13 protein-coding genes and 2 pseudogenes are annotated in these 13,543 nt (G+C 57.5%); 10 read left to right on the top strand and 5 right to left on the bottom strand.

The features are described 5' to 3' along the window. The 3 genes and pseudogenes from RTK32_RS10025 to RTK32_RS10015 form a co-directional block, all read left to right on the top strand. Positions 1 to 438, top strand: a pseudogene (locus RTK32_RS10025) (ROK family protein); the annotation flags it as partial. Positions 439 to 568: 130 nt separating this feature from the next. After that, the gene (bioD, locus tag RTK32_RS10020; protein ID WP_312043526.1) at positions 569 to 1,237 is read left to right on the top strand and encodes a dethiobiotin synthase; all 669 of its coding nucleotides are present in this window, start codon (positions 569 to 571) and stop codon (positions 1,235 to 1,237) included. 145 nt (positions 1,238 to 1,382) lie between these two features. Then, a complete protein-coding gene (locus RTK32_RS10015; protein WP_312043524.1) occupies positions 1,383 to 2,837 on the top strand; it encodes an MDR family MFS transporter in 1,455 nt (484 codons plus the stop codon). 29 nt (positions 2,838 to 2,866) lie between these two features. Here the strand turns inward: RTK32_RS10015 and RTK32_RS10010 are convergent, their stop codons facing one another. Further along, on the bottom strand, positions 2,867 to 3,166 hold the full coding sequence (locus RTK32_RS10010; RefSeq protein WP_312043522.1) for a DUF1161 domain-containing protein: 300 nt from the start codon (positions 3,164 to 3,166) through the stop codon (positions 2,867 to 2,869). 50 nt (positions 3,167 to 3,216) lie between these two features. After that, on the bottom strand, positions 3,217 to 3,564 hold the full coding sequence (locus RTK32_RS10005; protein WP_312043534.1) for a DUF1283 family protein: 348 nt from the start codon (positions 3,562 to 3,564) through the stop codon (positions 3,217 to 3,219). 135 nt (positions 3,565 to 3,699) lie between these two features. Here RTK32_RS10005 and RTK32_RS10000 point away from each other — a divergent pair, with 135 nt between their 5' ends. Further along, positions 3,700 to 4,026 (top strand): YnfA family protein, encoded by a 327-nt coding sequence (locus RTK32_RS10000; RefSeq protein ID WP_312043532.1) that lies wholly within the window; start codon positions 3,700 to 3,702, stop codon positions 4,024 to 4,026. Between the two features lie 48 nt (positions 4,027 to 4,074). Here RTK32_RS10000 and ydfG read toward each other — a convergent pair whose 3' ends face one another. Beyond that, positions 4,075 to 4,821, bottom strand: coding sequence for a bifunctional NADP-dependent 3-hydroxy acid dehydrogenase/3-hydroxypropionate dehydrogenase YdfG (gene ydfG / locus RTK32_RS09995; RefSeq protein ID WP_312043520.1), 747 nt, complete (start codon positions 4,819 to 4,821; stop codon positions 4,075 to 4,077). 374 nt (positions 4,822 to 5,195) lie between these two features. Here ydfG and guaD point away from each other — a divergent pair, with 374 nt between their 5' ends. The 4 genes from guaD to xdhC are packed head-to-tail and all read left to right on the top strand — an operon-like array spanning position 5,196 to position 11,070. Then, positions 5,196 to 6,521: a guanine deaminase gene (gene guaD / locus RTK32_RS09990; RefSeq protein ID WP_312043518.1), complete on the top strand. Its 1,326-nt coding sequence runs from the start codon at positions 5,196 to 5,198 to the stop codon at positions 6,519 to 6,521. Then, a complete protein-coding gene (gene xdhA, locus RTK32_RS09985; RefSeq protein WP_312043516.1) occupies positions 6,518 to 7,963 on the top strand; it encodes a xanthine dehydrogenase small subunit in 1,446 nt (481 codons plus the stop codon). The genes guaD and xdhA overlap by 4 nt, the downstream gene beginning before the upstream one ends. Further along, positions 7,953 to 10,313, top strand: a complete 2,361-nt coding sequence (gene xdhB / locus RTK32_RS09980) for a xanthine dehydrogenase molybdopterin binding subunit (protein WP_312043514.1) — start codon at positions 7,953 to 7,955, stop codon at positions 10,311 to 10,313. Before xdhA ends, xdhB begins: the two co-directional genes overlap by 11 nt. Beyond that, the gene (gene xdhC / locus RTK32_RS09975; protein WP_312043530.1) at positions 10,303 to 11,070 is read left to right on the top strand and encodes a xanthine dehydrogenase accessory protein XdhC; all 768 of its coding nucleotides are present in this window, start codon (positions 10,303 to 10,305) and stop codon (positions 11,068 to 11,070) included. The genes xdhB and xdhC overlap by 11 nt, the downstream gene beginning before the upstream one ends. A 32-nt stretch (positions 11,071 to 11,102) precedes the next feature. Here xdhC and RTK32_RS09970 read toward each other — a convergent pair whose 3' ends face one another. Both RTK32_RS09970 and RTK32_RS09965 read right to left on the bottom strand, forming a co-directional pair. Beyond that, positions 11,103 to 11,582, bottom strand: coding sequence for a DUF3237 family protein (locus tag RTK32_RS09970; protein ID WP_312043528.1), 480 nt, complete (start codon positions 11,580 to 11,582; stop codon positions 11,103 to 11,105). A gap of 28 nt (positions 11,583 to 11,610) precedes the next feature. Beyond that, entirely contained in the window at positions 11,611 to 12,114 is a 504-nt protein-coding gene (locus RTK32_RS09965) for a phenolic acid decarboxylase (protein ID WP_312043512.1), read from the bottom strand. Between the two features lie 94 nt (positions 12,115 to 12,208). Between RTK32_RS09965 and RTK32_RS09960 the strand changes: the two genes are divergently transcribed. Next, on the top strand, positions 12,209 to 13,072 hold the full coding sequence (locus RTK32_RS09960; protein WP_312043510.1) for a LysR family transcriptional regulator: 864 nt from the start codon (positions 12,209 to 12,211) through the stop codon (positions 13,070 to 13,072). A 45-nt stretch (positions 13,073 to 13,117) separates the two neighbouring features. After that, positions 13,118 to 13,543 (top strand): annotated as a pseudogene (locus RTK32_RS09955) (dipeptidyl carboxypeptidase II); the annotation flags it as partial.

The raw sequence follows: 13,543 nt of genomic DNA, 5'->3' as shown, positions 1-13,543 counted from the left end.
TCATGGCTGCCTGGAAACGGTCGCGAGTCTGGAAAGCGTACTGGAGCTGGCTGCGCAAAAAATGCAGGCCGCACCGGACTGCCTGCTCCATCAACAGCCGCTGACTGCAGACTCGCTCTGCGATGCCGCGCTGGCAGGCGATCCCTGGCGAAAGGGATCGTTACCGGCGTCGGACATCACGTTGGCCGTATCCTGGCGATTATGGTTAATCTCTTCAATCCAGAAAAAATAGTAATAGGATCGCCCCTTAATCGCGCCCGCGATATTCTCTTTCCCGCCATCGCCGACTGCGTGCGCCGTCAGTCGCTGCCGGTCTATGGTCAGCACATCGCCATCGAACCTACCCGATTTTACAATCAGGGAACGATGCCTGGCGCCGCGCTGGTCAAGGATGCGCTCTATAACGGCACGCTGTTGGTGAAACTGCTCCAGGGTTAAAGCCCCGCCTTTATTACGCAAAATATTGCGCTAACGCAAGCCTCGCTCCGGTTCACTACCCTAAGATGTTGCGTCTTAATTGTTAATTATTGTTTATAAATTATCGACGAAATCGGAGCGTAGAGAGGATATGTTAAAGCGTTTATTTGTCACTGGCACCGATACAGAAGTGGGTAAAACAGTGGTCAGCCGCGCGCTCTTGCAGACGCTGTCCGAAGGTGGCCGGCGCGTGGCGGGCTACAAACCGGTTGCCAAAAGCAGCCATCAGACCGAAGAGGGGCCGCGCAACAAGGACGCGCTCGTGCTACAGGCTTCTTCTTCCGTTGCGCTTCCTTATTCCGTTATTAACCCACTGACCCTGCTGGATGACGAGATCAGTACCAGTCGTGACGCCATCATCAACTATCATACGCTGAGCGAAGGCCTTGATGCGCTGTCGACTCAGGTAGATTCTGTTGTTGTGGAAGGTACCGGCGGCTGGCATAGCCTGATGAACGACCTGCGGCCGCTTTCCGCCTGGGCGGTGGATGAGCAGCTGCCGGTAATCATGGTGGTGGGCATCAAGCTGGGCTGCATCAGTCATGCGCTGTTGACGGCGCAGGCGATAGCGAACGATGGGTTGCCGTTGCTGGGCTGGGTCGCTAACCGCATCAATCCGGGGCTGGCGCACTATGCGGAAATTATTGATGTGCTAACGCAAAAAATCCCGGCACCGCTACTGGGCGAGCTGCCGTACCTGCCGAAACCGGAGCAGCGCGAGCTGGCCCGTTATCTTGATTTGAGCGCGCTCCGTCAGTAACCGAAAAAGCCACCGTTCCCCCTTTTCCTTTCTTCCTGCCGCTGCAGCCTCCGCTGTAGCGGTTTTTTTATTGTTGCAGCGCACAAACAGGAAACATCCGGCGTCAATCCAGGCCAGAATAGAACGGACAACACTAAGGAGCGGTATGACTGAAACAGCACACACCGGGGTGAGCCATCGCCACTGGATACTGATCGCCGCAATGCTGGCGATGTTTATGGCGGCGATTGAGGTGACTATCGTCGCGACGGCCATGCCCACTATCGTGGCAGAACTGGGGGGATTTGCGCAATTTGGCTGGGTTTTTTCCGTTTACCTGCTGACCCAGGCGGTCAGCGTGCCGCTTTACGGCAGGCTCGCCGATTTATGGGGCAGGAAACGCGTCTTCTTTATGGGCACGTCGCTGTTCCTTATCGGCTCGGTGCTGTGCGGGTTCGCGCCCAATATGAGCTGGCTGATCCTTTTTCGTGCCGTACAGGGGCTGGGCGCGGGGGCAATTATGCCGCTGACGGCGACCATTATTGCTGACGTCTACTCGCCGAAAGAACGAGCGGGCATCCAGGGCTGGCTGTCCAGCGTCTGGGGCGTGGCGGCAGTAGTAGGGCCCCTCACCGGCGCCTGGATAGTGGCACATTTCAGCTGGTCGCTGGTGTTCTGGGTTAACGTGCCGGTAGGGATGGTTTCCATGCTGATGCTGGCGCGCTGGTTTCCGGAATCAAGAGGCGAAACACGCCAAAAGCTTAACCTGGCAGGCAGCGGCTGGCTGATGCTGACGGTCAGCGCGCTGCTAACGGCGCTGCTTCAGGCGCAGCTGCTCGGCAACTGGGCGTTTGGCCTGGCTGGCGTCGCGCTACTGGCGGCTTTTATGCTGGTACGGCATGAAAAAAGGGCGGCGGCCCCGCTTTTTCCGCTGTTGCTGTGGCGCAGCCGCACTATCGTAGCGGGTAATCTCGGCAACCTGATTATCGGGGCAGCCATGATGGGCATCAGCGCATTCTTGCCAACGTGGATCCAGGGCGTAAACGGCGGAACGCCGCTGCAGGCAGGAAGCGCGCTGGCGATGATGTCGATCGGCTGGCCGTTGGCCAGCACGCTCAGCGGCAGGCTAATGTTGCGTACCTCTTACCGTTTCACCGCCCAGCTGGGCTCGTTGCTGTTGATTGCCGGCACGGCGCTGCTGATGCTGTTGCAGGTTGACAGTAGCATCAGCTACGCGGGCTTCGCCGCGTTCGTCATTGGTACCGGCATGGGCATGACCAGCACCACGTTCCTGATCGCCGTGCAGAACAGCGCGGAATTTTCAGTACGCGGCATTTGTACCGCTTCGGTGATGTTCAGCCGTTTGTTGGGCTCGGCGGCCGGGACGGCAATAATGGGGGCAGTTCTGAACTATAACCTGTCGCAGCGGCTGCCGCAGCAGGACGATCCGGTTCAGCAAATCATGGCGCAGGGGCAGAGAGAAGCCTTATCGCAGGGCGATTTACAGCACATTATCGGAGAAGTCGCTCACTCGCTACACTGGGTGTTTGCCGTGTCGCTGATGATTGCTTTCGCCAGCCTGGCGGTGGCGCGCTTTATCCCGGCGAAGCGGCCGGAATAAAAAAGGGCCGCTTTCGCGGCCCTTAACAATCAGGAAGAGGGCGCATCCTGAGAGGTTCCGGCGCTGGCCGGGACGGCTGTATCACTCTCGCCGTTGCGTTCACGCTTGTAGACTATTTTTTGTGAATCATTTTCGCAGTGGCCTACCACCTGACCGCCAGCCTGATCGGCCTGATCGCTGGGGACGACTTCCAGCGTGAAGCCGGAAGCAGGTACGCCGTTATTAATAATTTTCTGATTAATGTCCGCTTTAACCGTTTCGCAAGAAGCCTGTGCAGCCAGCGGAGCGGCGATCATCAACGCCGGTAACAGCCATTTTATCGCTTTCATCGTCCTTCCTTTTGCCTGAAAATTACGCTAACTATAGCAGCAATCTGCTATCAGGGTGCGACAGGGCGTCCGCTGCGACGATCCAGACAGCGCAGGGTGTTTGGCTCCCAGTAAGCATTGACATTCAGGCTCTGCTCACAGGCGTCGCGAGTATCAATGGCGCGATCGACTTTATCAAAATTCTTTTCCACACGCTGATTCACCTTGTTGCGCAGGCGATGGGTTTCGTCCCACTGTTCTTTTTCCTGACGCGCCTGCTCCTGGGTAAGCGAGCTGTCGCCATCCTGAATAATCAGCCTGTCCGTTCTGGCTTGGGCGGACTGCTGAAAAGAAAACAGCGCACCAAACAGAACCAGCGGCAGAGCCGCTCTGGCAAGCAGGGGGGGCCAGAAAGTCATCTTTTTCATGAGTAAATCCTTATTCCTGTTTTACAGCCGCGCGGCTGCGTCGGACGGCACAGATAGTATATCATCTGCGGTCGCAGGCTAACCAGCTGGCTTGCATATCCGTTTAGCCTGTAGAGAGGTAACATGCTGCTGAAAACCGTCCTGCTTTTTTTTCTGACCGCACTCGCCGAAATCATCGGTTGCTTTCTTCCCTGGCTGTGGCTGCGCAAGGACGGCTCCGCCTGGCTATTGTTGCCCGCCGCGGCCAGCCTGGCGCTGTTTGTCTGGCTGCTGACGCTGCATCCGGCAGCGAGCGGGCGCGTCTATGCGGCCTATGGTGGCGTCTACGTAGTAACGGCAATGATGTGGTTACGTGTAGTCGAGGGCGTCAGGCTAAGCCACTACGACTGGGCGGGGGCGGCCATTGCTTTAGGCGGGATGCTGATTATCGTTATCGGTTGGGGGAGAGGGTAGCCCGGCGGAGAAACCTGGCGAACACTGGCCGCCAGGTCAGATGAGACGTTACGCCTTGTGCACTTTCAGGCCAGCCAGCGTTTGCGAGACCGGCATCATTTCCAGGGTATTAATATTGACATGCTTCGGCAACGTGGCGACCCACCAGACGGCTTCGGTCACATCTTCGGCCGTCAGAGGCTCGGTGCCGTCGTAAACGCTTTCCGCTTTAGCGTCATCGCCCTTAAAGCGGACGTTGGAAAACTCAGTGCCGCCCACCAGGCCGGGTTCGATATCGGTAACGCGCAGGGCAGTGCCGTGCAGATCGGTACGCAGGTTCAGGCTGAACTGACGCACAAAAGCTTTGGTCGCGCCGTAAACGTTGCCGCCCGCGTAAGGCCAGCTGCCGGCAATCGATCCCAGATTAATAATATGGCCGACGTTACGCTCAACCATTGCAGGCAGTAAGGCACGCGTCATATAGACCAACCCTTTATTATTGGTGTCGATCATCGCTTCCCAGTCATCCAGGTTGGCTTTGTGCGCGGGTTCGATGCCTAACGCCAGGCCAGCGTTGTTGACCAGCACGTCAATATTGCGCCATTCGGCAGGAAGCTGCGCCAGCGCGTCTTCAATAGCCGCACGGTTGCGAACGTCAAGCTGCAGCGTATAAAGGTGCTCGCCCAGCTCCTCTTTCAGCGTTTGCAAACGCTCCTGACGGCGTCCGGTGGCGATTACCTTGTGTCCTTCGCGGATAAAGCGGCGGGTAATGCTTTCGCCAAATCCGGCAGTTGCACCCGTAACAAATATGATCATCTCACTGTTCCTCAACACATTTTGGGTTCTGAACACCATAACACTTCAGATCGCTTCTGATAAGAACGTTTGATTAGGGTTAATAATCTGTCCTGCACGGTCAGGGTGCACCCTGCACCAAAAAGGGCGGAAAGCGGTGCCTGAAAGCGGACAAAACTTGTTACCCCGCAATGAAAATCGGATAGCAATCGGTTGCCGGGGTAGGCAATCGGTTGCGCATACGATTGCCTTGGGTTAACCCGGCGGGGTGAACGTTATTAATTTAACTACATGATAAATAAAGAATAAATGCGAATCCTCTTTTGGCACAGCAATTGCAACAGGGAAGGCAGGCCGTTCACGGTTTGCCAAAGACTTGTTCAAAAGGAAGCGCTATGTCGTCAGTTACCGCCATTCGCGGCAGTTTTTTTGATATCACCGCACCGGTCAGCCAGCCTGAAGAGCTACCGGAACGCGCCCGCTACATTGAAGACGGCCTGCTGCTGCTGCGCGAAGGCAAGATCGTTTCACTGCAGGCCTGGGAAACGGGGCGTCACCAGCTTGCCGATGAGCGGAAAGTAACCGACTACCGTGGCAAGCTCATCGTGCCAGGCTTCGTCGATAGCCATATTCACTATCCGCAGACGGAAATGATTGGCGCTTTTGGTGAGCCGCTTTTGGAATGGCTGCAGCAGTATACTTTCCCGGTGGAAAGCCAGTACCACTGTCCGCAACATGCGGCGAAAATGTCTGCCTTTTTTCTGCATCAGCTGCTGAGCAACGGCACCACCACGGCGCTGGTTTTCGGCACCGTACACCCGGAATCGGTGGACGCGCTGTTTAGCGCGGCCGAAGGTCTGGGCATGCGGCTGATCGCCGGGAAAGTCATGATGGATCGCCATGCGCCAGATTACCTGACCGAAACGCCTGAGCAGAGCTATCAGCAAACCCGCGAGCTGATTGAACGCTGGCACAATCGCGGTCGCCTGAGCTATGCCCTGACGCCGCGTTTTGCGCCAACCTCTTCACCGGCGCTGCTGGAAAAAGTCAGGCAGCTGAAGGAAGAGTGGCCGGATCTCTGGCTGCACACGCATCTGAGCGAAAACCCGCAGGAAGTTGCCTGGGTGAAGGCACTGTTTCCCGAGCGTGAAAGTTATCTGGACGTTTACCATCATTATCGGCTCACGGGGCGCCGCAGCGTCTTTGCGCACTGTATTCATCTGGAAGAGAGCGAGTGGAACTGCCTGCAGCAGACCGGGTCAGCCGTCGCTTTCTGTCCCACCTCTAATCTGTTTCTCGGCAGCGGCCTGTTTAAACTGCAAACCTGCTGGCAAAAAAAGGTCAGGTTGGGCATCGGCACCGACGTTGGCGCAGGGACCACTTTCAACATGCTGCAAACGCTGGGCGAGGCTTACAAGGTCGGACAGCTGCAGCAGTATAAAATGGCGGCCTGCGAAGCCTTCTATCACGCCACGCTCGGCGGCGCGCAGGCGCTGGATCTGCATCATAACATTGGCAACTTCCAGCCCGGTAAAGAGGCGGACTTTGTGGTGCTCGATCCGGCCGTCTCCGCCCTACAAAAGCTGCGCCACGGCAACAGCCGCGATATCTGGGAAAAACTTTTTGTGCTGATGACGCTGGGCGACGATCGCAATATCGCTTGTACCTGGGTCAACGGCAAACTGGTCTGGCAGCCGCAGCACGAGGAGGAAGCCGCATGATCCAATTTTTACTGAATCAGACGTTGATAACCGAACAGGCGCTCGATCCCGGGACAACGGTGCTGAATTATTTACGCCAGAACAGGCGCCGTTGCGGCACGAAAGAGGGATGCGCCTCGGGCGACTGTGGCGCCTGTACCGTCACGCTGGGTAGCGTGGAAGCAGGGAAGATGGTGTACGAAACTGTCAACAGCTGTATCACCTTTGTCAGCAGCCTACAGGGCAAGCAGCTGCTCACGGTGGAGGATCTTCGTCAGGGCAACGAGCTGCACGAGGTACAAAAGGCGCTGGCGGGGTGCCACGCTTCGCAGTGCGGCTTCTGCACGCCGGGTTTTGTGATGTCGCTGTTCACGCTGCAAAAAAACAGTGATGGCTGGCAGCGTAAAGCGGCGGAGCAGGCGCTGGCGGGCAATCTTTGCCGCTGTACCGGCTATCGGCCCATCATTGATGCGGCACGTCAGGTCTGCGAACAGCCGAAACCGGACGTCTTTGCACAGCGTGAGGCGCAGACGGTAGAAAAACTGCTGGCTATCCAAAACCGCGAAGAGCAGGAACTGGCGCTAAACGGTAACCGCTGCCTGCTGCCGAAAAGTCTCGACCGTCTGGCAGAACTGCTGCTGACGTTTCCCGAGGCGAAGCTGCTGGCAGGCGGTACCGATTTGGCGTTACAGGTGACGCAGAATCATAAAGCCCTGCCGCTGGTTATTGCACTGGATGGGGTGGAGACGCTGAAAGCGTGTCGGGAAGAGGAACAGACGATTGTGCTGGGCGCGGGCGCTTCACTGCAGGCCTGCGCCAGGCTCTTACAGCCGCATATTCCTGTTTTTTCGCAGGTGCTGGAGCGCTTCGCTTCATTACAGATCCGCAACCGCGGCACGCTGGGCGGCAATATCGCCAACGGTTCGCCCATCGGCGACACGCCACCCATGCTGCTGGCGTTAAACGCGACGCTGACGCTTCAGCGCGGCGAACAAACCCGTACGCTGCCGCTGGATGCCTTTTTCCTGGGCTATCGTCAAACCGCCCTGCAGCCCGGCGAGTTTATTCGTTCGATCACCCTGCCTAAACTGACGGCGTCACAACATTTCCGGGCCTGGAAAGTCTCTAAGCGGTTGGAAGATGATATTTCCGCCGTTTTTGGCGCCTTTATGCTGGATCGTGCCGCCGACGGCACGGTCACCAGGGCGCGTATCGCTTTTGGCGGCATGGCCGCAACGCCTAAAAGAGCCACGCATTGTGAACATGCCCTGACGGGCAAGCCGCTGACCCAGTCATCGCTGGCGTTGGCCTGCCTTGCGCTGGAACAGGACTTTACGCCACTGAGCGACTTTCGCGCCAGCGCGTCATACCGCTTACAGGTGGCGAAGAATCTGCTGCGCCGCTATCACGCTTCGTTTACGGAAGAGCTGACCCTGCTGGAGGTAACAGACTATGTCCAATAATCGTCCCCTGATAGCGGCCGATGTTATTGCCCGGCAGCATCTGGCGGGTATTCAGAGCGGCGTCGGCAAGAGCAACAGGCATGAGAGCGCTGATAAACACGTCTCCGGCGAGGCGATTTATATCGATGACAGACTGGAACTGCCGGGCATGCTGCATCTGTGTCCGCGTCTTAGCGAGCACGCGCACGCCCGCATCCTCAGCATAGATACCGGCCCCTGCTATGCGATACCCGGCGTGGTGAGCGTGCTGACCTGGCAAAGCGTGCCGGGCGAAGGCGATATCGGCCCCCTGGAGCCGGGCGATCCGCTGCTGGCGAAAGAGGTCGTGGAGTATGTGGGACAGATAGTGCTGGCGGTAGCGGCTTCCACTCCCCAGGCGGCCCGGCAGGCAGCGGAGGCGGCCATTATTGAGTACGAGCCGCTGAAGGCGGTGCTGGACGTCAAAGAGGCGTTGACCAACTCGCATTTTGTGCAGCAGCCACACGTACATCAGCGGGGCGACGTAGAGGCCGCGCTTGCCTGTGCCACTCATCGGTTACAGGGCGAATTCCATATTGGGGGGCAGGAACATTTTTATCTGGAAACGCAGATCGCTCTGGTGGTGCCGGGTGAAGACCAGTCGCTGCAGGTCTTTTCCTCTACGCAAAACCCAACGGAAGTACAAAAGCTGGTGGCATCGGTGATGGGGATCACCATGAACAAAGTGACGATCGATATGCGTCGGATGGGCGGTGGCTTCGGCGGGAAAGAGACACAGGCTGCAGGCGTTGCCTGCCTGTGTGCGGTGGCCGCGCGGGAAACGGGCAGGCCGGTAAAAATGCGGCTGGCGCGGCGTGACGATATGCGTATTACCGGCAAGCGACACCCGTTCTACGTGCGCTATGACGTGGGGGTGGATAACGAGGGGCGCTTCAGTGGCGTGAAAATCGATCTGGCCGGTAACTGCGGTTACTCGTTAGACCTTTCCGGTTCGATTGTCGATCGTGCCATGTTTCATGCTGATAACGCCTATTACCTCGGTGATGCGCTGATTACAGGCTATCGTTGCCGCACCAATACGGCGTCCAATACCGCTTATCGCGGCTTCGGCGGCCCGCAGGGCATGGTGGCAATTGAGCAAATCATGGATCATATCGCCCGTGAACTGAAGCTCGATCCGCTGGAGGTGCGCAAACGTAACTACTACGGCAAAGAGACGCGTAACGTCACGCACTATCACCAGCGGGTGGAAGACAATTTACTGGAGGAGATGACCGCTCAGCTGGAGGAGAGTGCGGAGTATGCAACACGTCGCCGCGATATTACGTCTTTCAACCGCAGCAGCCCTTATCTGAAACGCGGCCTGGCGCTGACGCCGGTGAAGTTTGGTATCTCTTTTACCTCCAGCTTTCTTAATCAGGCGGGTGCGCTGATCCTGATCTACACCGATGGCACCGTGCAGCTTAACCACGGCGGCACGGAAATGGGGCAGGGGCTGAATACCAAAGTCGCGCAAATCGTGGCGGAAGTGTTGCAAATCGATGTCGATCGCATCCAGGTCACCGCAACGGATACCGGCAAGGTGCCCAATACCTCGCCGACCGCGGCCTCAAGCGGCACCGATCTCAACGGTAAAGCTGCCCAGAATGCGGCGCAAATTCTGCGAGACAGATTAACGGCAATGCTGTGTCGTCTGCAGAACTGCGAGGCTGATCAGGTCAGCTTCAGCAACGGTACGGTCAAAGCGGGCGACAAGTATTTTACCTTTGCCGACGTGGCACAGCTGGCCTGGCTGAACCAGGTGCCGCTTTCCGCCACCGGCTACTACAAGGTGCCCGGCATTCATTACGATCGCGAAGCGGGCTGCGGCACGCCGTTCTACTACTACGCTTTCGGCGCGGCCTGTGTGGAAGTCATTATCGATACGCTAACCGGTGAATACCGACTGCTAAGGGCGGATATCCTGCATGACGTGGGGGCTTCGCTGAATCCCGCGATCGATATTGGTCAGGTCGAGGGGGGATTTGTGCAGGGGGTGGGCTGGCTGACCTGTGAGGAGCTGGTGTGGAACGAGCAGGGTCGCCTGATGACCGATGGCCCTGCCAGCTACAAAATCCCGGCGATCGGCGACGTCCCTGCCGACCTGCGGGTCACGCTGGTGGAGAACCGCAAAAACCCCAAAGACACGGTGTTTCATTCCAAAGCGGTAGGCGAACCGCCCTTTATGTTGGGGATCGCCGCCTGGTGTGCGCTGCAGGATGCCGTAGCCAGCGTAGGCAACTACCTCCAGCATCCGCTCCTGGCGGCACCCGCCACGCCGGAAGCCGTTTTTTGGGGCGTAGAGAAAATGAGGGAAAATGATGCGACCTGAAGACTGGATTGCGGTACTCGCCTCGCTACAGGAAAAACGCGAACCCTGCGTGTTGCTGACGGTACTGGAGGAGAAAGGATCGGTGCCGCGCGACAGCGGCAGCAAAATGGTCGTCACCGCCGATCGTACCTTTCTGACCATCGGCGGCGGGCACCTGGAATATCAGTGCATCACCCTTGCCCGGGAGATGCTGACGACGCAAAGTCATCAACCGCGCAGCGAGCATTTCAACCTGGGTGCACGGCTTGGGCAATGCTGCGGCGGCATGACCACCGTGTTATTTGAGCCGCTTATCCAGCCCCAACCGCAGATAGCGGTGTTTGGCGCAGGGCATGTAGGCCGTGCGCTGGTGACGATTCTGGCAACGTTGCCCTGTCATGTCTGGTGGGTGGATGAGCGGCAGGAGCAGTTTAGCCAGGTGCCGGCGGGCGTAACAGTCTGCTGCCCGGAGGACCCGCGTGATGCGGTCAAACAGCTGCCGCCAGAGAGTTACTACGTGGTAATGACTCATCATCATCCCACCGATCTGGCGCTCTGCGAGACGATCCTGGCACGCGGCGACTACCGTTATTTTGGGATGATCGGGTCAGCGACTAAACGTCAGCGCTTTGATTACCGGCTGGAAGGCAAAGGGTTCAGTCGCGAGCAGCTGGAAACGCTGCGCTGCCCGATTGGCCTGCCGGACGTGAAAGGCAAGCTTCCCGCAGAGATTGCGGTAGCGGTAGCGGGCGAAATTATTGCCTGCTATGGGCAGTAAAGCGGCCAGCATGGCTGGCCGGGGAAGGCGGGTCAGGTGACGCGGTAAAAACAAATAGTCACGCCGTTTGGGGTGCGCTCGCCCGTGCTGATAAAAATCGACTCTTTCAGCCAGGCGAGGCGCGGATCATAAACCTCAAACTGCGGCACGGTACGAAAATAGAGCGATTCAGGCGAAATAGCGTCGAAAAAACGCATATCATCGCCGAAAAGGTGCTCACGGAAAGCGGGTGGAACCCGCCGTATACCGTTGTTTTCGATGTAAACTGACCCCAGGCTGGTGGCCAGCGCGTAGCGAGCAGAAAGGCGGCAAAGCCCATCTGGTTCAATAATCTGGCTGTCTACGCCGCCGGGCAGCACGTGGCCGGTCAGTTCCCCGCAGACCACGCCACGCAGTATTGGGATCAGCTGACGCTTGCCGCTGTCGCAGCTGGTGGCCACTAGCACGGGATCCCCTACCTCCAGCTCTACGGAAAAACAAAATGCCAGTCCGGGCCTGTTCTTTTCCTGGATCGTCAAAGCATCCCCTCTGACTCGCTGATTATTTAAGGTTATTAGGGAAATCCGCAGGCAGCTCGCTTGCCGCGCAGGCGATTACGCTATCGTTATCGCGCCCACAGTCACGGACAAAAGTGATGGTAGCGAACTCATCGATAACTTCTGTCGGATAAGTCGGGCCGGCGGCGCGATAGCTTTCCATTTCTGCAAGATGATCGTTCTGGAAACAAACGGTTTTTTGCGGGTTTTCAATAACCCAGCGGGGGAAGAAAATAGTGCCGTGAAACAACCGGTCGCCCAGATTGGCCACCAGGCTGACGTCGGTGCCGGTGGGTTCGGTCCAGGAAATTTTATAGCTCTCCTCACCGATACGGACGATGTAAGCCCGCTGATCTTTTACCCAGCGGTTGCCGACCAGACCGCTGTGAATACGATAATCCAGCGTCTGTTCATTCTTGACGTAAATTTCATAGTTCCAGCCGTTGTCATAGGTATAAACCAGGTGTTTACCGATAAAGCCGCTCAAGTCATGTCGATCGAATTTCATCTTGTCCTCCTGTGTTTTTTAACACTCTATCGGTTTATTTTATGAATTAATAACGCTACTTTTAGGTGATATTTATCTAAAAAATGAATCAGTCATGCACAAGACAACGCTTGAGCAGTGGGCATTGCTGGATAAAGTGATCGAGGCAGGCAGCTTCGCCAGCGCGGCGCAAGCGACCTGTCGCAGCCAGTCTGCCGTCAGCTACAATCTGGCGCAGTTGCAGGAGAGACTGGGCGTGGCGCTGCTGCGGCCTCAAGGGCGGCGAGCCGTGCTGACACCGGCAGGCGAACAGCTGCTGGCACGCGTCAGACCGTTGTTGAACGCGTTTTACTATGTAGAAGCCCAGGCCGCTTTATTGACCACGGGCGTGCGGACGCGTCTGGAATTGGTGGTGGACGCGATTTTCCCCCGCGGTCGCCTGTTTTCCATTTTGCGGCAGTTTCAGCAGCAACATCCGCACACCCAGGTGAACCTGACCGAAGTCCTGGAAAGCACCGTAGCGGAAAACCCGGGGGCGGACGTGATGGTGCTGACGCGCCGTCAGGATCTGACCGGGCGGGGAGAATGGCTAATGAATATCGATTTCGTTGCGGTGGCGCACTGCGATCATCCGCTGCACCAACAGCCAGCCCCCCTGAACGGCACGGATCTGGCGGCCTGGCCGCTTATCCGTATTGCGGGACGGGAAGATAGCGCACAGGCAAACCTCTTCGAGACAGGGGAATGCTGGACTTTCTCTACAATTGATGCGGCGGCTGAAGCCGTGATGGCGCAGGTCGGTTACGGCTGGCTGCCGGAAGAGCGTATCGCCGCGCCGCTTGCTGCCGGTACCCTGAAAATTCTTCCCATGACGCACGGCGGCAGACGTGCTACACCCTTACATCTTATTGTTAAAGATTTATCATCTGACGATCGGCAAATCCAGACGCTGGCCAGGTTGTTCAACACGCCTGAGTAATGCCGCCCGTTTCGCGTTGTTTGCAGAGCCGATAAGGAGTCTACCATGCGTACTAACCCGTTCAGCCAGCCCAGCCCGCTGCCGTTTCAGGCCCCGCCGTTCGATCGCATTACCGAGGCCGATTATCGTCCGGCGCTGGAGGAAGGAATGCGGCAAAAACGTGAAGAGGTGGAGCGTATCGCCACCAGCGCCGAGCCACCGACCTTTGCCAATACTTATCAGGCGCTGGAGCAGTGTGGACAGATGCTCAGGAGCGTGGAGAGCGTGTTTAACGCCATGACGTCGGCCAATACCAGCGATTTGCTCCAGCAGCTTGATGAAGAGATGGCCCCAAAACTGACGGGACTGGAAGATGATATTCGGCTGAATGGCCAGCTTTTTGCGCGTCTCGACAGCGTTTATCAGCAGCGCCAGACCCTCGGGCTGGACAGCGAATCCCTGCGGCTGGTGGAAGTGACCTGGCAGGCGTTT

It is taken from the genome of Erwinia sp., assembly GCF_031978025.1.
Taxonomy (GTDB): Bacteria; Pseudomonadota; Gammaproteobacteria; order Enterobacterales; family Enterobacteriaceae; genus Erwinia.
This window is presented reverse-complemented; position numbering and strand designations above follow the sequence as displayed.